The sequence below is a fragment of the Butyrivibrio sp. VCB2001 genome (assembly GCF_000423965.1).
GTDB lineage: Bacteria > Bacillota > Clostridia > Lachnospirales > Lachnospiraceae > Butyrivibrio.
Map to the genome: position 1 here is coordinate 61,805 of NZ_AUIZ01000001.1, position 23,871 is coordinate 85,675.

16 protein-coding genes are annotated in these 23,871 nt (G+C 39.8%); 9 read left to right on the plus strand and 7 right to left on the minus strand.

Going from position 1 to position 23,871, the window contains the following annotated elements:
* Positions 1–217: 217 nt before the first annotated feature.
* The 4 genes from G589_RS20755 (at position 218) to G589_RS0100305 (ending at position 6,650) form a co-directional block, all read left to right on the plus strand.
* A complete protein-coding gene (locus G589_RS20755) occupies positions 218–3,625 on the plus strand; it encodes a starch-binding protein (RefSeq protein WP_051192085.1) in 3,408 nt (1,135 codons plus the stop codon).
* Between the two features lie 122 nt (positions 3,626–3,747).
* Positions 3,748–4,587 (plus strand): CPBP family intramembrane glutamic endopeptidase, encoded by an 840-nt coding sequence (locus G589_RS0100295; protein ID WP_026520663.1) that lies wholly within the window; start codon positions 3,748–3,750, stop codon positions 4,585–4,587.
* Positions 4,588–4,614: 27 nt separating this feature from the next.
* Positions 4,615–5,451 (plus strand): CPBP family intramembrane glutamic endopeptidase, encoded by an 837-nt coding sequence (locus G589_RS0100300; protein WP_026520664.1) that lies wholly within the window; start codon positions 4,615–4,617, stop codon positions 5,449–5,451.
* Between the two features lie 218 nt (positions 5,452–5,669).
* Positions 5,670–6,650, plus strand: a complete 981-nt coding sequence (locus G589_RS0100305; protein WP_026487773.1) for a tyrosine-type recombinase/integrase — start codon at positions 5,670–5,672, stop codon at positions 6,648–6,650.
* A 13-nt stretch (positions 6,651–6,663) separates the two neighbouring features.
* Here G589_RS0100305 and G589_RS0100310 read toward each other — a convergent pair whose 3' ends face one another.
* The gene (locus G589_RS0100310) at positions 6,664–7,791 is read right to left on the minus strand and encodes an MFS transporter (RefSeq protein ID WP_026520665.1); all 1,128 of its coding nucleotides are present in this window, start codon (positions 7,789–7,791) and stop codon (positions 6,664–6,666) included.
* Positions 7,792–7,887: 96 nt separating this feature from the next.
* Here G589_RS0100310 and G589_RS20760 point away from each other — a divergent pair, with 96 nt between their 5' ends.
* Positions 7,888–10,374 carry an EAL domain-containing protein gene (locus tag G589_RS20760; protein WP_026487771.1) on the plus strand — a complete coding sequence of 829 codons (2,487 nt, stop codon included), beginning with the start codon at positions 7,888–7,890 and terminating at the stop codon, positions 10,372–10,374.
* Between the two features lie 273 nt (positions 10,375–10,647).
* Here G589_RS20760 and G589_RS18360 read toward each other — a convergent pair whose 3' ends face one another.
* Positions 10,648–10,899, minus strand: a complete 252-nt coding sequence (locus G589_RS18360; RefSeq protein WP_051192086.1) for a helix-turn-helix domain-containing protein — start codon at positions 10,897–10,899, stop codon at positions 10,648–10,650.
* Positions 10,900–11,087: 188 nt separating this feature from the next.
* Here G589_RS18360 and G589_RS21550 point away from each other — a divergent pair, with 188 nt between their 5' ends.
* On the plus strand, positions 11,088–12,398 hold the full coding sequence (locus G589_RS21550) for an IS30 family transposase (protein ID WP_035775032.1): 1,311 nt from the start codon (positions 11,088–11,090) through the stop codon (positions 12,396–12,398).
* A gap of 259 nt (positions 12,399–12,657) precedes the next feature.
* Here G589_RS21550 and G589_RS0100335 read toward each other — a convergent pair whose 3' ends face one another.
* Complete coding sequence (locus G589_RS0100335; protein WP_026520667.1) at positions 12,658–13,782, minus strand: D-alanyl-D-alanine carboxypeptidase family protein; 1,125 nt, start codon at positions 13,780–13,782, stop codon at positions 12,658–12,660.
* Between the two features lie 132 nt (positions 13,783–13,914).
* On the opposite strand from G589_RS0100335, the gene G589_RS0100340 reads away from it, so the two are divergent.
* Positions 13,915–14,991 carry a tyrosine-type recombinase/integrase gene (locus G589_RS0100340; RefSeq protein WP_026520668.1) on the plus strand — a complete coding sequence of 359 codons (1,077 nt, stop codon included), beginning with the start codon at positions 13,915–13,917 and terminating at the stop codon, positions 14,989–14,991.
* Positions 14,992–14,995: 4 nt separating this feature from the next.
* On the opposite strand, the gene G589_RS0100345 is transcribed toward G589_RS0100340, so the two are convergent.
* Both G589_RS0100345 and G589_RS0100350 read right to left on the minus strand, forming a co-directional pair.
* Positions 14,996–16,519: a DHH family phosphoesterase gene (locus G589_RS0100345; protein ID WP_026520669.1), complete on the minus strand. Its 1,524-nt coding sequence runs from the start codon at positions 16,517–16,519 to the stop codon at positions 14,996–14,998.
* 56 nt (positions 16,520–16,575) lie between these two features.
* Complete coding sequence (locus tag G589_RS0100350; RefSeq protein WP_026520670.1) at positions 16,576–16,995, minus strand: LysM peptidoglycan-binding domain-containing protein; 420 nt, start codon at positions 16,993–16,995, stop codon at positions 16,576–16,578.
* Positions 16,996–17,169: 174 nt separating this feature from the next.
* Here G589_RS0100350 and lexA point away from each other — a divergent pair, with 174 nt between their 5' ends.
* Positions 17,170–17,787: a transcriptional repressor LexA gene (gene lexA / locus G589_RS0100355; protein WP_026520671.1), complete on the plus strand. Its 618-nt coding sequence runs from the start codon at positions 17,170–17,172 to the stop codon at positions 17,785–17,787.
* Between the two features lie 70 nt (positions 17,788–17,857).
* On the opposite strand, the gene G589_RS0100360 is transcribed toward lexA, so the two are convergent.
* Positions 17,858–18,499: a hypothetical protein gene (locus G589_RS0100360; RefSeq protein WP_026520672.1), complete on the minus strand. Its 642-nt coding sequence runs from the start codon at positions 18,497–18,499 to the stop codon at positions 17,858–17,860.
* Positions 18,500–18,605: 106 nt separating this feature from the next.
* Here G589_RS0100360 and G589_RS0100365 point away from each other — a divergent pair, with 106 nt between their 5' ends.
* Complete coding sequence (locus G589_RS0100365; protein WP_026520673.1) at positions 18,606–20,348, plus strand: hypothetical protein; 1,743 nt, start codon at positions 18,606–18,608, stop codon at positions 20,346–20,348.
* Between the two features lie 2 nt (positions 20,349–20,350).
* On the opposite strand, the gene G589_RS0100370 is transcribed toward G589_RS0100365, so the two are convergent.
* Positions 20,351–23,863, minus strand: coding sequence for a hypothetical protein (locus tag G589_RS0100370; protein ID WP_026520674.1), 3,513 nt, complete (start codon positions 23,861–23,863; stop codon positions 20,351–20,353).
* Between the last annotated feature and the right edge of the window lie 8 nt (positions 23,864–23,871).

The following is a 23,871-nucleotide window of genomic DNA, read 5'->3' on the forward strand; positions in this document are numbered from 1 at the left end:
CAGAGCTTTTTTATGTCTAAATTTTCATATGGTAAACGTTTAACCTAAAATACAGCAAATTAACCATTTTTACTAAGCATAATTAATAACAGGTCTTTGAAAGATTCGATATTTATACACAATTGACAGTAAAAGGGGACAAAAAATATAATTATCTTGTTGGGAGTTAATCGATTAACAGTACTAGCAAAAAACTTTAATCAAATTAGGAGGTGTCATGAAAAAGAGTAAGTTGTGGCTAAGGAGTTTGGCTGCTGCAGGCCTTAGTATGTCTGTATTTCTGAGCACTTTGGGAAGTGTTCCTGTTGCAGCTACAGAGGTAACTGCGATTGAAAATACTGTAAAAAACGATGATCAGATCAATGCTGATGATCAGACTACAGTAGATTCAGACGAAGCAGTAAAAAATGATGTTAATGAAGTTAAAGAAGAAGTAAAAAAAGACACAGAAGAAGTTGAAGAAGTTGAAGAACTTGAAGAAACTGAAGAAGAGAAAGTTGAAGAAGCAGAAGAAACTTCAGAAGATGATGTAACTTCTGAAATCAAAGCACAGAAATTTACAGTAACTGCTGCAGACGAAACAGTTACTATACATCGTGCTTCAAGAGATCCAAGGCCATCAGATAATGCTTCAGTAAATAGAGGCAACATTCACGACGGCGCTATTCTCCAGGCATTTTGCTGGAGCTTTAACACAATTGCAGATAATATGGCTGATATTGCTGATGCAGGTTATACAGCAGTTCAGACATCACCTATAAATGAATGTCTAGATACCAACCCAGGCATGAACCTCCACGGTCCCGACGGAATGTGGTATTACCATTATCAGCCCACAGACTGGGTAATCGGTAACTACCAGCTTGGAACAAGAGATGAGTTCAAGCATATGTGTGATGTTGCAGATGAATATGGTATCGCAGTCATCGTTGATATCCTTCCAAATCACACAACTCCTTCAATGAGTAATGTGTCTGAGGATCTCATCAATGCAGCAGGCGGAAAAGATGCTCTTTATCATACAACAGGTATGATCGGTGGCGGATATTCAGACAGACTCGAGCTTACATATTATGCTATGGGTGGACTTCCTGATGTAGATACAGAGAATATCAGCTTCCAGGAATACTTCTATGAGTTTTTAAAGGACTGTGTATATCTTGGTGCAGACGGATTCAGGATTGATACAGCTAAGCATATTTCACTTCCAGACGATCCGGTGCCTTCAGATTACACAGATACTGATAGAAATACATTCTATCCAAATATGAGAGAAACTCTTAATGAGTATTCTACAGAAGTTGGTACTAAGAGCTATGATGAGCTTTTCGTTTACGGTGAAGTTCTTCAGGGTGCAAGCGACAGACTTCCTGCATATCAGGAATATATCGGTGGCACAACAGCCAGCAATTATGGTTCAAGCCTTCGTTCAGCTCTTGCAAGCGGTAATCTTTCCGTAAACAAGATCACAGACTATCAGATTGGCAATGAGACTGTAAATGGAAGAACCTATGAAGCAGACGAAGAGAAGCTTATCACATGGGTTGAGTCACACGACAACTACATGAATGACTCAGAGAGCTGCTGGAAATCTATAAATGATGAGCAGGTTATCCTTGGATGGTCATTTATCGGTGCAAGAAAAGCAGGAACACCTCTTTTCTTCTCAAGACCTGATGGAAGCTCACAGGATAATCCATATGGTAATAACCTTATGGGAGCAGCTGGTAGCGATATTTATAAAGCACCTGAAGTAAAGGCTGTAAATCTTTTCCGCAGACAGATGCTTGACGCTGATGAATATATTTCTAATCCCGGTGGAAACATCCAGACAGTTATGGTTGAGAGAAAAGGCGCTGATGTACAGGGTGCTGTAATCATCAACAGTGGACTTGGCAGAACAACAATCAATGCTGAGACCGTTCTTGAAGATGGTACATATACCAACATGGTTGAGGGAAGCGATGATATCTTCCTTGTAAAAGACGGTGTTATCTACGGAAGTGTAGATGCAAGATCAGTAGCAGTTCTTTCCGATAAGCAGGATGGAACAGGAACTATCGTTTCTTTCTACAATTCAGAGAATTGGGATAATGTAGTAGCAAATGCAAACGGTGAGAAACTTTCAACAGTAAACGATAACGATGGATGGTACTGGGCAACAGTACTTGATGATGAGTTTGATGTTACTTTCGAAAACAGCGACGGAAGCAAGACTTCACCTGTTTACGAGGTTTCCGGTACAACAGGAACATATGCAACATTCGAGTCAAATAACCTGTATTACAGCAAGGAAGAGGCTGAAGAAGCTATTGGAATCCATACATATCCTGTATACTTCTTTGGTACTGAAGGCTGGGCAAATGTTAACGTATACGGATGGCTTTCAGACGGTGCTCAGCTCTTTGGCGGATGGCCCGGCACAGCAGCAGTAAATGAAGGCGAAGGCTGGTGGAGAGCTGACGTAAAAGTTAAGGGCGATATAGACTCTTTTAACGTAATATTCAATGATGGTGGCAGCAAGCAGACTGTAAATATTGAGAATATCACACCTTCAAGCAAGGATATTTATGTAGCACCTGATGCTGAGAAATCAAACGGACAGGTCGTAGTAAACAGATTTACCACAAAAGAAGCAGCAGAAGAGGCAGTTGGTGTATCAGGAAACTTCACAACAGCATACTTCTACAACACTCAGGGATGGGAAACAGTTTGTGCATACACCTGGGGTGCAACATCTCTCGGAGAATGGCCCGGAACAGAGATGACTCAGGAAGAGGATGGATGGTACAAGATCGTACTTAATGCAGGTGCAAGCGAAGACCTCAACATCATCTTCAACAACGGCAATAACGGTAAGCAGACCAGTGATATGAAGATCACTGATATGAAGTACAGATTCTTCTTACACAACGGAATCAGCTTCCAGAAATACGGTTCCAAGAAGGATGCACTTGCTGCAATCGCAACAGGTGAAGACGTTAGCTACACAACCGTTTACTTCTACAATGAGCAGTCAGAAGATGAAGCTTGGGAGAATGTAGCCCTTTACATCTACGGCGGCGAAAACGGAGAGTACAACAACCTCATTGGCGGATGGCCCGGAAAAGGCATGGACCGCGAGGAAGGTACAAACTGGTATAGCGTAGAAGTTCCTACAAAGGCTATTGAGACAGGTACACTTACTTACATCTTTAACAACAACGGTGCCGGTTCACAGCTTGCAGATAACAAAAACATCACTGTTGAAAAGAGCTTCTTTACAAGCAGCTCAACAGATTCTTTTGAGAGCAAAGAAGCAGTACTTAAGTTCCTTGGAATCGAAGTGGTTGAACCTGAAGATCCAACAAATCCTGATGATCCTCAAAATCCTGATGATCCCGGAAAGGTAGAGCCTGAGGATCCTACAAATCCCGACGATCCGGGACAGGTTGAACCTACAGAGCCTACTGAGCCCACAGAACCTGATGAGCCCACACAGCCAGAAGAGCCTACTCAGCCAGAGAAGCCTGTAGTAGTAATTCCGATTGCTAAGATCATTGCACCTGTTGTTAAGGTTGTTAAAACAGTTCTAAAAGCTGTAGTATCTGTAGCAGCTAGTATCTTAAAGAGATTGTTCTGGTAATTAAAACATATAAATCCCTATATTGTTTAAGTAAAAGGCACTCCCGGTAAGTTTGAGAGTGTCTTTTATTTTGATATAATATATTTGTAAATAAGTACAATATTATTCAGGAGGAACTCCCAATGGCAAGAAAACATACTATTTTAGATCATCCAATTATCGGATATTTTATTCTTTTAATCTTTGTTTTGGTTTTCTCATCTATTGGTGCAGACCTGATAGATAAACCACTTTCAAGCGTTATACCGGGTTATGCAAAAGAAATGTCCGGATTAGGTTCTACTGTGACATCTGCGAACGGTGTTGGAGCCGCTATATTTGTCATTTTAGCAGTTATTATATTTACATTTTGGTTCAGGCCCGGCTTCAAAGGCGTTCTTGGCCTGAAAGGCTTTTTGTGGGGCATTGTGGTCATGCTTCCTTTCCTTATTGCTGATTATATTGGTGCAGCTATTGATCTTCATACATTTGGATTTGGCAATGTGCTTGTTGCGTTTTTATCCGCACTTTCACCCGGATTTACAGAGGAAGCAGCATTCAGAGGGCTTGGTGTAGCTAACTACATGAGAACTATCAAATCTGAGAAGCAGATTAAACATATTTTCTGGTTGTCGACATTATTGTTTGCGGGCATACATATAACCAATATCTTTTCGGGCGCAAATCTTGTGGCTGGTATTTTTCAGCTAATATATTGTGTCGGAGTTGGCGCAATTTTGGGTGCGGTATATTTGCGTACTGCTAATCTATGGGTTGTAATGATCGCGCATTTTACACTGGATTTTGCCGGGCTTATTAACGGTTACTATTCTTCATCAGGTGGTCTTTCGGCACAGCTTGTTGCAAGTGACTGGGTTAATCTTGTTGCATCTGCGATTGGAATAGTTACTTCACTTATCCTTTTATCGCCGAAGAACTATCCGCAGATCATGGAACTTTGGAAAGAGAAGTGGAGCCAATAATTTTATTATCAGAGAAGGAGAATAAGAATGCTTAAAAAGTATATTGAATTTTTGAAAAAATCTCCGATTATAACAGCTGCGCTCTGTATAGTATACGTGGTTGTGTGTTTCAAGACGGTATATACAGAGACAAATTTTCAGTTTTTTATAGTAAGAACCATGCTTTGCGGAGCTGTATGCTTTTTCCTGTACCAGATATCAGGAGATAAGACCTTGACGTCCAGTTATGTTTCAACAGGATATGTCATCAAGAATTCTATAGGGTTTCTTTTGATGTCACTTATAATGGGTACAGTATTGATGATCTCGAATATACAAGAGCAGACCCCACTGATGGATAACCCGATATTGGAATTTGTCATTGTATTTCTTATGTTCATTTCCGTGGGACTTTTTGAAGAGTTGGCTTTCAGGGCAGTTATAAACGATGCGATAATCTATAAGTTCAGGGAAAAGAAATATGTTTTTGTCCTTAGTGCAGTAGTATCTTCGCTAGTATTCGGGGCAGCACATATTATTGGAGAATTTGATGCCACATCCGCCATAGCATGGGGGCAAGCTGTAGCCAAGACGTTGGAATCAGGCGTTTTCGGACTGGCCCTTCTTATTCTGTATTGGAAGACCAGAAATATATGGGCCTGTGGTATCACACATGGATTGTTCGACTTTTTTGCAGGCTATACAGAAGGTCTTTTTGTTCCAATGAAAAACTCCGGTTCATCGTATATTAATACCGGTGAAGACGGAGTTCGGATCCTTATAACATATTTTGCAATTGCTGCAATAAATATAGTCCTGACGTTTATTGTATGGAAGAAGGTTGGAAAGACTATCGATTTCGAAAAAATAAGGCGTGAGTGGTGATGGGCAACTATTCGCAAAACACAGGTTTTATGAATAGTTGATACAGGATTTTACCTAAATTAGCTCCTAGAATGAAGTTTTTATCGCAAGTTTAGACATTAATTAGGGCTAAAATGGTTGCGTTAACCTCTTCACTGTTCGTGGTATAGGTTGCGATCTATAATTTATCTATGGATAAATTATCTAAAGATCAACTTACAATTCAAAAAGCAAACAGAATGATTGATGAGCATATGCCGGAATTTGCCAGAAGGTTCTTTAATGACAAGAAACAAACCATTAAGGCAAGTTCCTATTATGCATATACTTTAGAGCTGAAGGAATTCTTTGATTACCTGGGGACTTCATCTTATGACATAAGTAAGATGAAACTTTCAGACATAAATAAGATTACATCAGAAGTGATTGAAGAATATGTTGAATACTTAAGATCTGCAACTGTAAAAGGAAAGCCAAAGCTATCCTCAGAACAGACTCTTAAAAGAAAGCTATGTGCGCTATCTTCTTTCTTTGACTACTACTTCCGGGAAGGCTTCATTGATTATAATCCGCTTTTGAAGGTAAACAGGCCAATGGTATCAAATAGGCCTTCTGAAGGATCAAATATGCAGGACAACCTTAAGCTACTGGAATATGTCGAGAAAGGTGATCTGCCAAGCGATGATATGATGAAGTATCAGAGTAAACTCAGAAACCGTGATACTGCTATCCTGGCGCTTATTTTGGGAATAGGGATCAAATCATCTGAGTGTATCAATTTAAACATTCAGGATGTCGATCTGGAAAATAACTGTCTTACCATTAAATCCAGGCGAACAACTAATAAGATCCATTTTTCAGCATATATAAGCAAGATTCTTGGAAGATATCTGGATGAAAGACTCGAAATGATAACTTTTTATGGCCATGATGATGCTTTATTCTTGTCTCTCCAAATGAAACGACTTGGCGTAAGATCAGTTGAACTTTTGCTAAAGAAATACTCTTCAATCCTGTTTGGAGCTGAGAACAATATCAGGCCGAAAGATATGCGGAATGCATTTATGAAGGATGTATTTATAGCTAATAAGAATCTTTTTATAACATCTGAACTCACCGGTAATACAACAGGCTCTCTTCTGCTCTCTTACTCGCCGTATATTGAGGACTATGAGGCTGAAAAAGGAAATGATTTTGATCCTGAGAAGTATAGATCATAGACCTGCAAGCTTCTCAATCTGCATGGATTCTAGATAAAATGAGTACTGAGATCAGTGACAATATGAAAAATGCAGACAGTGCAAGCATCGAACCCTGTAGTCCGATCCTGTCTGCCATAAATCCGGTCAGAGCTGTGAAAACAACGCCACCAATTCCGGTTGCCGTAGTTATCATGGCTGTGGCCGTTGCTTTTTTGTTCCCGGAGAATGCTATGAGCGTCGATAATACACTGGGATAGATAGCTCCGCATGCAAAACCAAGCGGGATTATCAAAGCTATAACAAAACGAGCGTCTGTCATCATGGTTATGAGCCAGGTTATCAACGGAATAGCTATTATGGCTGCTATAAGTATCTTTTTTGCATGTCTTGAAAAAAGACCTACCAGTACCCTTGAAGGTATCATTACTACCCAGAACAGCGAAATGGCAAACTTGCCACTTGAAGAATTCAGCACTTCTGCAAACATAGTGTACACAAAGAACGCAAAACCATTCTCGAATCCTACATATATGCACATGACAACACATAGGAGCAGAACTCCTGTTATTACAAATCTTCCGCCTACGAAATCTGTATCTTCACTCTGCCCCTTCTCTTCTGCTTTATAATTCCTAAGAGCAAATACCCCTAAAAAAGCAATAACAGAACCGACCATCAGTGCCAGGAAAACCAGTCTCCAGCTAAATCCATCATCAAGGAGTCTGTCAACAATCAGAGGAGCTACAAACGCACCCAGAGCATACATAGAGGTCATAAAGCCGATCTTTCTTTTACCGCTTACAGGATACGCCTCCATAAGTGCAGCTATGGAAATAAACTGCAAGGCACTGGTTGTAAGGCCTAAAAAGAAGATGCAGCCTATAAACAAGGGCTCAACGCTGCTGGCAAACAGTGTAAATGCGAATACTATCTGTATTCCCAATAAAACAAGAAGAAATTTAAGCTTATGGCTCCTGTCTGCAAGGCTACCCAGTACCAGAGGCGCCAGCATAGTCGCAAACAGCTCAACGGAGGCAAAGAGCCCCATACTGGTCACCGAAAGGTCATATACCTGGCCAATACTGTACAGACTTGCCTGATATCCTCCGGCTTCAAAGCCATTAAAGAACACTATCAAAAACAGGTATAACCAGAGCATAATTCCCTTCCTTTCATGAAATATATTTATTTATAATTATACTGGAATTTATTGATATTTAATATACTATGCAATGATATTTGGTATACTTAAATCATGGATAATAATGCGATTTTTGAATACGTTACTACTCATATAGACGAAGCTATTGAAAAGGAATGGATCAAGGTTTACTATCAGCCTGTTGTACGTTCTCTTACGGGACAACTATGCAGTGCTGAATCTCTGGCCAGGTGGATCGATAATGAAGTCGGATTCATTCCTCCTGATAAGTTTGTCGGTGCTTTGGAAGAAAAAAAGCTCATCTATAAACTTGACTGTTTCATTGTAGACAGAGTATGCCGTGACATCCACGACCATCTTTCAAATGATCTTCCCACTGTTCCTGTATCCATAAATATGTCCAGACTCGACTTTATCATGTGTGACATGCTTAAGGTCTTGGAAGATGCTGTTGAAAAATATGATATTCCAAGGGATTATCTTCATGTTGAGATAACAGAGAGTATGATCGTTCAGGATGAAGACCTGATGATCGACATAATAACAAAGTTCCGTACCAGAGGATATGAGATATGGATGGATGACTTTGGAAGCGGCTACTCTTCTCTCACACTGCTAAAAGACTATGAGTTTGACCTTCTTAAGATGGATATGCGCTTTCTTTCAGCAATGAACGAGAAGGCCAAGACTCTTGTGCGTTATACAACCGGAATGGCAAAAAGCATCGGTATCAAGACCCTGTGTGAGGGTGTTGAAACAGTTGAACAGATCGAATTCCTTAAATCAATCGGATGTGGAAAACTTCAGGGCTACTATTACAGCAAGCCTCTTCCTCTGGAAGAAATGCTGGAAACAATAGATAAAAAAGGTATCACTATTGAAGAGAGACAATGGCGGAATTATTATGAAGCTGCAAGTATCACTGTCCATGACACTGATTCACCACTGGCTATAGCAGAATACAAAGAAGGTCATTTCAAGACACTTTTTGTAAATGATCCTTTCCTGCAGCAGATAGGGATTAAGACAAAAGACTTAAGCCTTATTGATGCATCTTTATATAATCCGGATTCTCCTTCCATGAAGAAATACATCAGCTTTGTTCAAAAGGTTGTTACAAGCAAAAGCCAGGAAAGCTTTTATTATACAAACAACGGAAACTACTTCCAGTTGAAGATCGGTCTTGTGGCTGAAAATGAAGGAAGCTATCTGTTCAAAGCTTCAATCAATAACATTTCTCATGACGAAAACGCTGTAGAAAAAGACAAGCTGGATCTTAGGCTACGAGAGCTCAATAACCTTTATGAAGTAGTACACCTGGTAAACTACAGGGAAGATGTTATCCTTCCTCTTGTAGGCAATTACATCTACATGAGCGGAATGCCTGTTACTGAGATGCGCATGGAAGATACTCTCCGCCATTTCGCTGAAAACTATGTATATCCTGATGACAGGGAGAACTACCTTGCCTTTATGAACCATGGTAAAAACATTTCCCGCAAAGACATACCATCCCGGGAATTCATAAAGATCTGCATCAGGATCAAGCAGAGAAATGGAGCATATGAATGGCGTGAGTTTTCTCTCCTGGCTATCCCCGGAACTGATGGCGATGAATTCCTTCTAACTGTCGGCAAGGTAGCTGATGATATATCCGAAGCGCTTAATGCAAGAAAATACTCTCATTTATCAGGCTCAGACAATGATCCGAATTCAGTAAGGAAAGAATATGCTCTTATCTGGGATACGCTTAAGAACAACTCTTCTTATAAGCTGTTCTGGAAAGACAGAGACAGGCGCTTTAGAGGCGTCAGCAATGCATTTCTTGATTTCTATGAGATTGATTCTCTGGATGATATCATTGGCAAAACCGATGAAGAAATGCACTGGCATGTAGATGACGGGCCATATCAGGGCGATGAACTTGATGTGCTCGGCAAGGGCAAGGTCGTATATAATGCGCAGGGACAATGCATAGTGAACGGCGTTGTTCATGACATCATATGTAACAAGATGCCCATATATGACGATGGTAAGATCATCGGTCTTGTTGGTACTTTCGATGACATTGACCAGGAAGTATACAGGGTTCAGAAACTGATCAACCCTTCCCGAATGGACACTATCACCAGACTGATGAACAATAAGAGTTTCATCAATGTCATGGTCGATTACTCGGATCAGTATAATGATGGAGGCAGGAACTACGGATACATTGTTCTGCATAACGCAAACCATCATCGACTTGAGGCCACCTACGGAAGTAAGTTCTCTGCAAAGGTCCTAAAAGAGATCGGTGAGCGAATCATCGATGTTGTCGGGCAAGGGGGGGTGGCAGCCAGGATCAAGGAAGCTTATTTTGGTGTTATGCTTTATGAAGATTCCAAGGAAAAGCTAAAAGAATTTGCCATGAGACTCAAGGACCATATCGAAGAGGTCAACGCCATAGAAGGCAAGAATGTAACACTCAAGATGACTACTGTATATCACCTTCGTTCAGATGAAGGTATCACCGATGAGTCAATACACATGATCTCAATCAGTGAGATCGATAACTTAGAATCAAAAAGCACCAAATGATCAAAGCCCCTGATCGGATCAATTCCGTTCAGGGGCTAATCTTTGCGTATGTAAACTCTTCTGTTCACAGTTCAGAGCAAAAGAAATAATTTGATTCTATGATGGCCAAGGGCCTTGCGCAGGCAAAAGCAAACGAAAGCCGCCCGGCATCAGAGGTTCTCTCAGACATAAGAAACAACATCAAGGAGTGGACTAAATGAATGTATTTAACGTGAAAGTTACCACTCAGGCCGAGGAACAGATACTAATAAAAGCAGCCAATAACGGCTGCTTTTATTCTTTATTGTCAACAAAAGTATCAGCGTGAATAATTCCCGCATCAAGAAGTGAAAGAAGTCTTGCAGAGGGGCCATTTGGTATGTTTGTTCCCAACTCCCATGCCTGTACTGTTTTTTTTGATACACCCAGCCATTTAGCCAGGAACCCTTGTGTGGTTCCTGTTTTTTTGCGGATGTCTTTTATGTCTTTTGCAGTATACTCTTTCACCGGTTCTACCATGCAATATGCATTGTACTTATCTTTCATCTCTCACTCTTTATCCGAAAAATGTATTTTGAGCCATAGATTATTAGTATGACTAATATTTGCCTACTCTTAATTATATTTTCTCAGGAGCGTTTTGTATACTCATCAAAACAGTACCATTTAATAGTATTGATTTGCTTTAAAATGTGCCTATGGGGAAATCTAAAACTGCTCAAGATTGGGGGAATATGTCTGAAAAAATATCCAGAATGAAATTTGATGACAGAGAAACTATCGAGATCGGCGTTGCCAGAATGCAGCCTTTACAGCGGATTGCCGAGCTTTTAAATCGCCATGTTGCTTCTGTTGCCCGGGAAATAAAAAGACATCGTATCTTTATTCCTGGCAGCTATTTTGCCGGTAACGACTGCAAAGGAGCAAAAGGATGCACTAAGAGGCACCTATGTGGAGATGATTCATGTCCGATGTACTGTTACACATGTGCAAAAGACTGTCATGTTTATTGTGATGAATATATCAGCACTAAATGCACTAAATATGATTTTCCGCCTTATGTGTGTAACGGATGCGAGAAAAGACGCAACTGTAGCGATGACAGGTATTTTTATGACGCTAAAGTTGCTGACAGAAAATCTATTGATACAAGGAAGACATCGCGCGTGGGTATACATCTGTCAGATGAGGAACTTGCTGATGTGAACAGGATCCTATCAGATGGAATAAAGAAAGGTCAGCCACTTGCTCACATATTTGCAGTACATGAACAGGAAATACCGATAACCAGCCGAACAGCATATATTTACATAAATGATGGCATTCTCGATGTGCGCAACATAGATCTTCGCAGACAGACAAGATACAAGAGAAGAAGGAAAAAGAAATCCGAATCAGGTATCCTTACGCATAAATTCAGACAAGGACGCACATATCAGGACTTTATGGCTCTTATGAAGAATCGCTCTGAAAAGGACGTGTGTGAAATGGACACGGTCAAGGGAAAAAGAGGTCAGAAAAAAGTATTGCTGACTATGCTCCTTCGAAGAAACAGCGTGATGATCGCATTTCTTATTCCTGACTGTACAGCTGATTCCGTTATAGACAGAATCAACTACCTTGAAAGAGGACTTGGAAAAGACTGCTTTAACAGACTGTTTGGAATTTGCCTCACAGATAACGGCAGTGAGTTCAAAGTGGTAGATGGACTTGAGGCTTCAATCGAGGTTGAAGGAGCTCTGAGGACCAATGTCTATTTCTGCGATCCGATGCAATCCGGACAGAAAGGGCGACTGGAAAAGAACCATGAATATATCCGCTATGTTATCCCTAAAGGGACCTCATTGAATTCCTACACACAGGAAGATATCACTCTGCTTGTCAATCACATCAACAGCACAAAAAGGCCTGGTCTGAACAACCTATCGCCCTATGAAATGATCCCGGATGATGATGAAGACATGCGCAGGCTTATGAAGCTTCTTGATCTTAAGGAGATTCCTGCTGATAAGGTTAATCTTACAAAAGAACTGCTGAACAAATGATTTTTGATTAAAAGTGTTTTCTGAGCAGCTAATATCCCCACCAATTTCATAATTCGTGATGCAAATGGGTTGCGATAACTTTTTCAAACTTATCGTGAGTCGTCTTCTTAGATTGCGAACTTAACAGGGTGTATTTTTTAAGTTGCCCATTTCTAGGCACTTTTAGAAATAAAAAATGACCTGATCATAACATTTTTCAGGTCATTTCGTAATACATACGCTATTTGGTTGCGTTGACTATTTCATTCAAGCACCTAAATTAGCTGGTATATGTCTTGTAGATATCTACCTGGTCATAGATGCATCTCCATGAGCTCCAGGCGTCTGCTGTTACACAGATATAATGGCTTCCGTCATTGGATATCTGATAACTTGCTCCGCAACATCCTGATTGATTTACAAAGCCTGTTTTTGCACCAACAACATCACCGTTTGTATCTTTATCCTCAATTCTTCTAAGGAACCAGTTGGAAATCTGAAGTCCTTCAGGATGCTGTAATGTTGGTGATGTTAAATATGTTCTTGCATTTAAGATTTCATGACACAGGCTGTTTTCTTCAGCAGCCTTTAATATCATGGCCATATCCATCAGTGTACAGTAATGATCCTCGTTATAAACGCCTACACAATTGGTAAAATGTGCTGTATCAGAAAGGCCAAGTTCCTTAAGCTTATCATTCATAAGGTCCACAAAAGCTTCCTGGCTACCGGCAATATATTCTGCAAGACACATTGCTGCATCGGCTCCGGACGGAAGAATTGTTCCATACAAAAGATCTCTGATCGGTATTTCCTCGCCAACTTCAAATCCAACTGCACTACAATCGTTCTTAAATACGTAATCTCCTATTTCCCGAGTCATTGTGAAATGATTGTCAATGTTGTCAAGATGTTCAACAGCAACAAGGAGCGTCAAAATCTTAGTCATTGATGCAGGATTTATGCGGACATTACCGTCTTTAGAAGCTACAACCTTACCGGTATCAAGGTTAATAAGAAGTCCGTATGAACTCTGTACCTCTTCGCTGGCAATATACGCAGTGTTCTCATCCTGTTCAATAACATAGCCGTCAAAGAAGTTCGCAGAATCGTCTGATTTAAGAAGATACTCATTCTCCTCTTCTATTTCCACATCCTCTACGACCGTATCAATTATTGTGACTTCTTCTGTGGAATTATCCTCGACTATCTCAGCTTTTTGCGGCTCAGAAGACTTGTGAGTTACCTTTACGATTATAAAAATGCTGGTTCCGATAAGTGCTAAGAATATTGCTGACAGCATGCTAAGATGCAGGATTATTTCTTTTTGACGCCTTTTTCTATATTCAGCTGCGGTCAATCTCTGACCGTCTTTTCTTCTGTAATTTGCCCTAGAATTTCCCAAAACTTTTTTCCACCCAAAATAGAAATGTACAGGCTATATATTACCATTTTTGCCATACCTTCATCAATATAAAAAAGCCACAATATTTGGTGCGTTATTTTAGGTAGAATCAATTAGTGGTATAATTGACCTATGCAAAACAATAGAAAAGATGAAAAATACTATAACGAACAGGACAAATTAAACACTATCAGGATGCGAGAAGTCTTAGATACACTTCCAAGGTTCTGCAGACAGTATTTCAGAGGTATCGAGCAGAGAACCTCAGCCAGGACCAGACTTGGATACGCCTATGATCTTCGCATCTTTTTTGAGTTCCTAAAAAACAACAATCCATCTCTTGCCAATACTCCTATTCCTGAATTCTCACTGGAGATCCTTAACAGAGTTTCTCGTGAAGATCTCGAGGAATATATGGAATATCTATCACTCTATGAGAAGGATGAAAAAGAGCTTTCAAACACTGAGCAGGGTAAGAAGAGAAAAATGTCTGCCCTCCGCTCCATGTTTACATACTTTTATAAGAGCGAACTTATAGAACGCAATACAGCAGAACTTGTTGATATGCCCAAGCTCCATGAACATGAGATCATCAGGCTTGAACCAAATGAGGTAGCCATATTATTAGATCAGGTTGAAGCCGGTGAAAAGCTCACCAAGTCACAGCAGAAATATCATGAAAAGACCAGACTCAGAGATCTTGCACTGTTAACTCTGCTTCTTGGAACCGGCATTCGCGTTTCTGAGTGTGTTGGAATTGATATTGACGATATCGACTACGATAATAACGGTCTTAGCATTCATAGAAAAGGTGGTTATAACACAACCATCTATTTCCCTGACGAAGTAAGAACTGCTCTTCTTGATTATTATGAGCAGCGAAAGCTCATTCCTGCTTGTGAAGGAAGCGAAAATGCATTTTTCTTATCTCTTCAGAACAAGCGTATAACTGTAAGAGCTGTTGAAAACCTCGTCAAGAAATATGCCAGAAATGTTACTACTCTCAAAAAAATAACTCCTCATAAACTGAGGAGTACTTTTGGCACAAACCTGTACAGAGAATCCGGAGATATCTATCTGGTTGCTGATGTACTTGGCCATAAGGATGTTAATACAACAAGAAAGCATTACGCAGCCCAGGAAGACGAAAACAGACGAAGAGCTGCTCGTATGGTCAAACTAAGAGAAAATAAAGATAATCCTGACTAAATCTCTAGGCATTTGCATAAGTCTTTCTGAAAAGAGATTTCTCAACTATAAAAATGTCATGTGGATCATCTACGCTGACAGCTATATAATCGCCTTTCTTACCCACCATGTATGTTTCTGATTCCCAATATGGAAACAGCTTGGTGGTTTTTTCTAACTTCTTGGCATACACATTCATCTCGCCTGTTGAGATGCATCCCTTTGCATCAGGAACAAGGGGATAAATCTTTCCATTATCAGCATCCTTAATTGTTGGCGTATAATCCAAATTAAGCTTGAATTTCTTGCCTGTTGTTGTATATGCACTTTCAAATTTTTCTTCAGATATAGCGGTTACATCTCCGCCAATACCTATTATCAATACGGTATTGTCCTTAATCTCGACGTTTACATCGCCCTTAAGTGTTCGAACTATTGCCATGTTTCCTGAAGGCACATGCTCCTGTGGACGTACATATCCTACAACCAAAGGACTCTTTACATACTTTGTCATATTGGCTGTATCAAGTTTGGCTTTTTTGGCATAGATGATCTCTGAATTCTCAAAATAATCATTCATGCGATCTTTTATTATATTTGAAATTGAGTATTTAGCAGAATCATCATCTATTTCTATAAATTCAGGGTAAACCTTCTTAATCAGCTCATTTTTAAGAAGTCCGCCGGCTTTCTCAGTGTGTCCTCCACCGGAACCTATTTTTGCAGAAAGAAATGCTGCAAGTTCATCGGCTCTTGTCTCCGGAACACAGCTTCTGATTGAAAACTTTGTTCCAAAGTTAAGCACTGTATAAACAATGCAAACGTCAATTGTATCTACAGCGACGATAAAGTCTCCAATTAGACCCAGGATATTCGGATCACATGGTTCACTCCTTAAAATTGCATAGTTATTGTCCTTGTGGTATTCAACGCCAAGCATTGCAACACCGGCTATTCTTGCTTCCTTAAGTGTAAGGTTCATATTCTTAAGACGAAGAATAAGTGCCTTATCATAGTCAAGTGAATCGATCATGTCTCGATCCAGAGGATGTGACATCTCGGAAAAAGCATTAGTATCAGAATAAAGACCATAGTAAAGAGCTGTTGAGACTTTTTTGTCCAACAGTTTATCTTCATCTTCAATCTTTAATAAATTCCAAATTACAGTACAGGAGCTTCCAAGATTACTTCTAACTTCATTAATCTTGGGGAGATTTCCGGATACCTGATGGTGATCGATAACTGCAATTTCCTTTGCACTAAACTTACGTACATTTCCTTCACCATACTGGCAATCCGTCATTAAGAGAAGTTCAGGCTTTGTTTTTAAATTCTGAACATATTCGATTGGTATACGTAATTTCTTAATCAGATATACAAGATTACTCTTACTTATCTCAAAATTGCCGGAATATATAAATCTGACCTTTTTGTGATAAGACTGAAAATACCTGAATAGAACATATCCTGAACAGATAGCATCAGCATCTGGATTATCATGACACTGAATAACTATTGAATTGTATTTTAAAAGACTTGATAATTTCATACGTTTCCCCTTGATACTATATTATATCAAGAGAAAACATAAAGCTATAATAAATATTATTTAAATTCAGCTGAATAATACGGTACAATAATAGCTTCTCCTGCATTAATTGTGTCAGGATCAGAAATTGCATTTATCATACAGATCTCACCTATATATTCATTGAGATTGTCATAATTATCTGCTGAAAAATTTGCGTTGGCAATATTCCAGAGTGTCTCATCACTGTGTACGGTTACAGTCTTGTAATACTTAAATGATGGTTCATATTCATCTGACTGAGCTGATGACATAACAGTTGTTCCTATAAATGCAAAAAGGAAAATAACAAGAGCAATTGTAAGGCCAAGAAGGAAATACTGTCTTCTTACAATTCTCTGACGTCTGATCTTGTTCTGCTGAATTCTGATCTCGCTTACACTGTTATATCTTGGGTTGTTATAAAGACTTGCTGCTGCTCTCATTGCCTCGCTCATATCTCCACCTCATCAAAAACCAAACACATGTTACGAACAATTGTTCTGATATAAATATATCGAACATACTTTCTGTTGTCAATAGTTTTTCGAACATATTTTCCGAACAAACATTTGCTTTGCCAAAAAAGCTGTGCTATACTTAATTCAGAAAAAAAGTCAGGAGGGACCATTATGCCAAAAGGAAAAATTTCGCCCAAACAGCAGGAAATTCTCGAATACATCAAAGAGCAGACTCTTTCAAGAGGTTTCCCACCGGCTGTACGTGATATATGTAAGGCAGTTAATCTTAAATCCACATCTTCCGTACACTCTCATCTTGAGACACTTGAGAAGAACGGATATATCAGAAGAGATCCTACCAAGCCCCGTGCTATAGAGATCTGTGATGATGGCTTTAACATGGTCAGAACCGAGATCGTCAGCATACCGGTAGTCGGACAGGTAGCTGCCGGAACTCCTATTTTGGCTGAGGAGAACATCGATTCCTACATTCCTATTCCTGCAGAAATGTGTCCTAAGGGCGCAGATGCCTTTATTCTTAATGTTAAGGGTGATTCAATGATAAATGCAGGTATTTACAACGGCGACAAACTCTTTGTCCAGGTATGCAACACTGCCAAGAACGGCGACCAGGTAGTTGCCCTTATCGATGATTCAGCCACTGTTAAGACCTATTACAAGGAAAAAGATCACATAAGACTTCAGCCCGAGAACGACACCATGGATCCGATAATTGTAGATGACTGCAAGATCCTGGGTAAGGTATTCGGCGTAATGAGATTCTATTGATAATTCAACATAATAAATTTAGAGGCCTTCTCCATTGATGAAATTCATCTTCGGAAGGCCTCTTTTAATACTAATATTTTATTTCTGCTTTCTTACATCTACTGCTTATGTAATCCCAGACAAAGTCAAAGTCTTCACTTTCGGCATAAATCTGATTATGCTCCATTGGCTCAAATAATTCTATCGCGTTAAAATTCTTGCGTTTTCTGACTTTCTTTACCAAACCAAAATTTGAAAGTGACATGTCTTTGCTTGTCGCCATTATTCCGGATCCCATCGCTATCATATTACCGGCTGCTGCTCCTGCCATAGCAGCAAGCCACCCAAGAGCTTCTGCTTTCTTGAACTGCCTTGGCAACTGTTTATGAGCTATTCCTTCTTCGTTCATTTCAAAGAGAACTATATATTTAAATCCATATACTGCAGCGGTGATAAAATAGCCCAATAACGTCAGCCCCAGAAGTATCCCGGGCAAGATAAAAAACTGTGGCGTTAGCAAAAAGTCTTTTATCCACCCACTGACATCCCCGTCAAACACTTCAATAAGAAGTTCAAAGATTGTAATTGCTATAAACACGATTCCAAGGACCTTCAGGATAGTCAGCGCAATCATCGGATTTTTGAGCATATTCAGCTCATATATCCATCTGTACTTTCTATCAGGGCATTTATAAATATTTTTTGTTACCTTTTCACCACTGATCTTATCCATGATTTACCTCCTGTTTTGTGACAAAATTCTGTCATTTATAAGTGTAGTCACACAAGCATGGTGATATACTGAATTTATAGATTATCGTTTACACGGGGGCTAAATTATGTTTACAGAGAGATTTAATATTCTTTTAAATGAACTGGGCGCATCCGTTATAGCGCTCTCTTCTTATGCCGGTTTTGACCGCACAAATATCAGCAGAATAAAAAGCGGAAAACGCATTCCAACACCTTCAAGCTCAACAGCAAGCAAGATTTCACATGCTATATATTCATATTCAAAGGACAATCGTTCATACACAAGACTCTGTAAAACAATAGGTATTAACTCAAGCTCTAACCGGCCTTATGTGGAGTCAAAGATAATTGAATGGCTCTATGAAGGCAGCGAAAACATAATAGCATCTTCAGGTAAGGCACGTACGACTACGCTCCTTAGAAAGCAGAAAAAAGATGCTTTTGGCAATCGTTTCAATATTTCCATGGAACTGGCTGATATTTCAAATAAACGCCTCAGCCAGTTAGTACATGCCGACCCTTCTCTTATCAGCCGCTACAGAAACGGCGTGCGAACCCCAATATCCAACCCTGAGCTTTCTACTCAGCTAAGTGAAATACTTTTTTCAAAAATCCTATCTTCCGATAAGTCAAAAGAACTCTCAGACCTCATGAAATGTCCCGAAGATGAACTCGACGAGGACTCTTTTTCTTCGTGGCTCTATGACACAGATGAAAAAACAACTGACGACTCCTTAACTGCTGCTGAAAACTTCCTTGATATCTTTGATTCATTCCGTCCGGATAATATCCCTAATTTATATTCGCCAGAAGATGCCATGAAAGGAATACCGATTACCGAAGACTCGGTCTATATCGGAATAGATGGCCTTCGTATGGCAGTTTTGCGATTTCTGTATACTGCCGTTTCACTTCATGCAAAAGAGCTCTATCTTTATTCTGATGAAAGCCAGGAATGGATGACACATGATTCATCCTTTTTGCTAAGATGGGCTTCTCTTATGGCAAACCTTGTTAAAAACGGTACCAGGATCATGATCATACACAATCTTGACAGGAGCCTTTCAGAGATGAATGATGCAATAAAAAGCTGGCTTCCCCTGTATATGTCAGGTATGATCGAATCCTACTACTGCCGAAAGCAGAAGAATAACAGATTTTCTCACACCGTATTTTTGAACCCCGAATCCGGATGTATCAGCTCTTTTCATGCTGCCGGAACAGATAAAAACAACATTTATCACTACTACACTGATCAAAGATTTCTGGATATCTGCATGGATGAGTACAAAGTTCTTTTAAAAGATTCATCACCGCTCATAAGGCCTGTAAAATCCAATGTCTTATCCGAAGTATCCGATATTACTGTGGTACAAGATGTGCTTTCACTAAGTACCATGTCAAAAGAGCTTGTCACAAGCTTTAATTCTCCTGCTCTTATCAGTCAGTGGGAAAGCTTTCACACTGCTCTTATTGAGAAGCTTGAAAACAATACAGTCAGGGAATGTATTCCTCTTGCCAAAAAGGAAAAGGTTTTAGCAGGTATTGTCCCAATTTGGCAGGCTCAGGGTGTAGAAAAAATATTCTACACCGCCGAGCAATATAATATGCATCTTAGAGATATCAGAGCTCTTTCTGAGAAATACGATAACTACAGATTTTTCCCTTTAGCAGAGTCACCATTTCCAAACATTGAGCTCATAGTCTCAGAAACACTGACAAAGATAACTCCTGGGCCACGCCCCGGATTCTCTTTTGCTTTTACACATGTGCCCATGTGCAGGGCATTCATGGACTATACCGAAACACTTATAAAACAAAATGCCTGAAATCAATCTTTTTTATCAACAGTCGGACGCACTACAACCTCTTTAGCGTAGAGAAGTTGATCCTGGGCATCAAAGATCACTTGTTTATTCGGCAAGATACTGTCTCGCAGGTCAGCTAGACTGTTGATCTCAGGCTTAGGAGCTTTGAACAACTGGTTCATCCATCCAAAAGCAAAGGAATAGAGCATGTCAAAAACTATTGCAATATTGTTCACAACCGAAAATACAACTTCATAGCCGCAGAAACCGACTATAAAAGTTCCCTTCTCAACTCTAAAGGATGACAACCCTATTGTCTTTTCAGATACAAGAACCATGTTTTCTGGCACAAATCCAATAGACTCAAAGAACAACGTTAAAAGCGCTTCATCCGTAGTTGCACCTAAAGGTTCTTCTCCGCCAAACATTTCCATCCAAATATAGTTGATAATAGCAGCAATCGGCATATCAACTGCTTTTCCGATTGCTTCTGCGGACATTTTATCTGAATTATAAAGAATCACTTTCAGGATTTCCTCAGTAGATTCTTTTACATTTTTCTTGGCTGCTTGTGCAGCTGCGTACTCCGCATATCCTATTCCATCCTTAATAGTGGAACGTATTTGGGACTCGAATGCCTTATCCCCTGCAAATTTCATTGCTTTTTGAATAACTCCGTTAAAGAAAGATGAAAGCTTGCCTCCTATCCAGGTACCTAACTTATTATATGTTTCTTCCAAAGTTTTTTTATTCTCGGTCAGCTTATCGGAAATAAACCCTTTTAGAGAATTAAGGCCAAGATCTCCCACTGCACATAGTACAGATCTGTATACATCGCCCTTTTCGTTTTTTTCACCGTAGTAATAGTGATTTGCATATGAATAAATGAGATAACATGAAACAACTATTCCCATTGCTTCAGGCGTTGGCCTAAGATCTCCGGTCATAAGTTCGCCCAGGGTATCCTGAACAGCAGACAAGAAGGTCTTCATTTTTTCTACATTTTCTACACCGTTTTCAGGTTCTGCGCCCAGGCCATAGTACATTCCAATCCATTCAAATAACATGTTTTTAAATGGATTGATAAATGCAGCTGCAAGTTTACCGGTACCTCCCGGATAATAAGTATTAAGTATTACCTGAATGGCATAATCTCCGGCCTTGACCATAGATCCTGCCACAAGTTCATATCTTTGACAAAGATCAGCAAATTCTATTTCTGCCTTACTATAATCCTCGTAAAAATGAAGCGACAGAAGAATGATATAATATCTCAAAAATTCTATATCCGCAGGAGAATAGAATTCGATATTCCTTATCATTTGCCTTATTTGAGGTTCTGGGCCTATGCCGAATAATTCAACTGTCTTTCTTAGCCTCTTTATTGCTTCTTCTTTCTCAGCCTGACTAGGTGGAACCGGCTTATCTCCCCAAAATTCTATCGGAAGGTCGCCTTCCAAACAAGCTCCGTCTTTGCCCTTGTAGATCAACCTCATTTTGGCTTCATATGGCTTGCCAAACATCGGAAGTGTAGACATCGGGAAGAAGTCAAATCCACCAACACCCATATGTACAATCCTGTAAGTAAAGTTCTCCTTAAAGGTGTTTCCATACTTTCCTTCATCATCAGGATCCTTAAAGCTCATTGAAGGATTTTTTATTATGACATTTTCGTCTGCCTTTTCATTTCTGTAGCATACAAGTACATCAAACGAGGATGGCATAAGCTCAAAATCTCCCGGCTTTGGATCCTCATCTGGAACCGTATTGACCTGAAGAATATCATTCTTAAAGAACTTCGTATTTGGTATTACGGAGATTCCATCCGGATAAAGAGCTATAACAAAGTAATTACTGATAACTGTTCCGTTATTAAGCTCTGCTTCTATGGTTATCCTGACATCCTTCTGATCTGCAACGATATCGTTAGTCTTCTCCATCATTTCGCTGCAGTTTTCGACCACTGCATAGTAGCCATTTTCGTATGTCGGCACCTTCTCGAATGTAACCTTAAAGGACGAATTTTCTTCTGCCCTCAGCTCTTTTGGCTCCTCATACAGATTTGCAATATAGAAAGGAACCATATCTGTGCCACCAAGACCTGCAATGAGCGTAGCTTCACCCTTGAAAGATGTGACAGCCCAGCTTACGCCGTCAGATGCAATCTTAGTAAATACGATTTCAGGATCTCCAAGGGAAATCTTAAACTCCACATGCCTTACGTAAGTTCCGCCTTCACCTGACAATGTAAAGCTCACCTTACCGCGCATTTTTTCACAGTTTTCGGGCACACTGACAGAAGCTGCTTTGTATCCGTTTGTAGTCATTCCTGCATCTGATACCGTCAGAACATTATCACCGGAAAAGACTCTGATCCTCTGTGTCAGATCATCTCTTTCTTTCTCATAACCGGACTCTTCAACCTGTACAATGCGAGCGTACACATACTTTTGCTGGTCGTTTTTGCTAAGGACATCTCCAAATTCTTTATTTACATACATCTTGTATGTAGCAGATGCCTTTTTCTCTTCTTTGTTTTTATCTTTATCTTTTTTATTCTTCTTAGTCTTTTTGTTTTTGGAAGTACCACTGCTTACTGCAGCACCACCTGCAATAAGTGCTCCAAGTCCACCTACTGCAGCTGCCTCAGGGAGTGAAGCATCGCCTCCTTCAAAGATTTCATCAATTATGGAAGTACCCTGATCCTCACCTAATGTGCTTGATGCATCAGTAAAATCTTCCTGAAAGACCTTCTCGTCAGTCTCTTCTTCCTCTTCAAAATCTTCAGTTACATCTGTTGCTTCATCTAAACTGCTATCTGTTATCCCCTCATCTTCTTTATTATCTGTTCCTGGCACAGGTACTGCTTCTTTTACAGAGGTATCAACCCATTCATAGATCCAAAGAGTATCTGTCCCGGCACCGGAAAAGAGGATGGCAATTTCGTCACCATCTTCGTATCCTTTTCCCAAAGTAGCCTTTACTTCAGCATTGGGATTTGGTGTATTACCGATCGTATCCAGATAAACCTTGTTTTCCTTTCCTTCTACAGTAGGCGAAAATCTGGACGGCGCATTATTCATAATTGCAGTTCGTTCCTGATTTGGTTCACCATATCCAACAGCACCGTATAACGACCAAAGCAGATAATATCCTTCAAAGCTGATATTCGCTGATAGACTGAAAACCACTTCATCATCAGGGTATATGATCTGTGGCGGCGCAGAACAACTGACAGACATATTAGCACTTCCGGATCCGTGATAATCAGTTGCCGGCTGGCTTACCCTTTCTGTATGTGTAAGCTCTGTTCCGGAATAATAGTATGATGCATATCCATCTTCACCAATATCATTATCCTGCGACGTAACATTGGTTTCCTTAAGCTTCCAATAACCACTACTCTTATCACTTGTAGCATATACAGTTTGCGGACGTATAAAAATACACATCAGTATACTTGTCAAAATGAACATTGCCATCAACAAATATGATAAAAGCCTATATCTGACATTTTCTTTTTCAAAAAATATCATACGCGCCT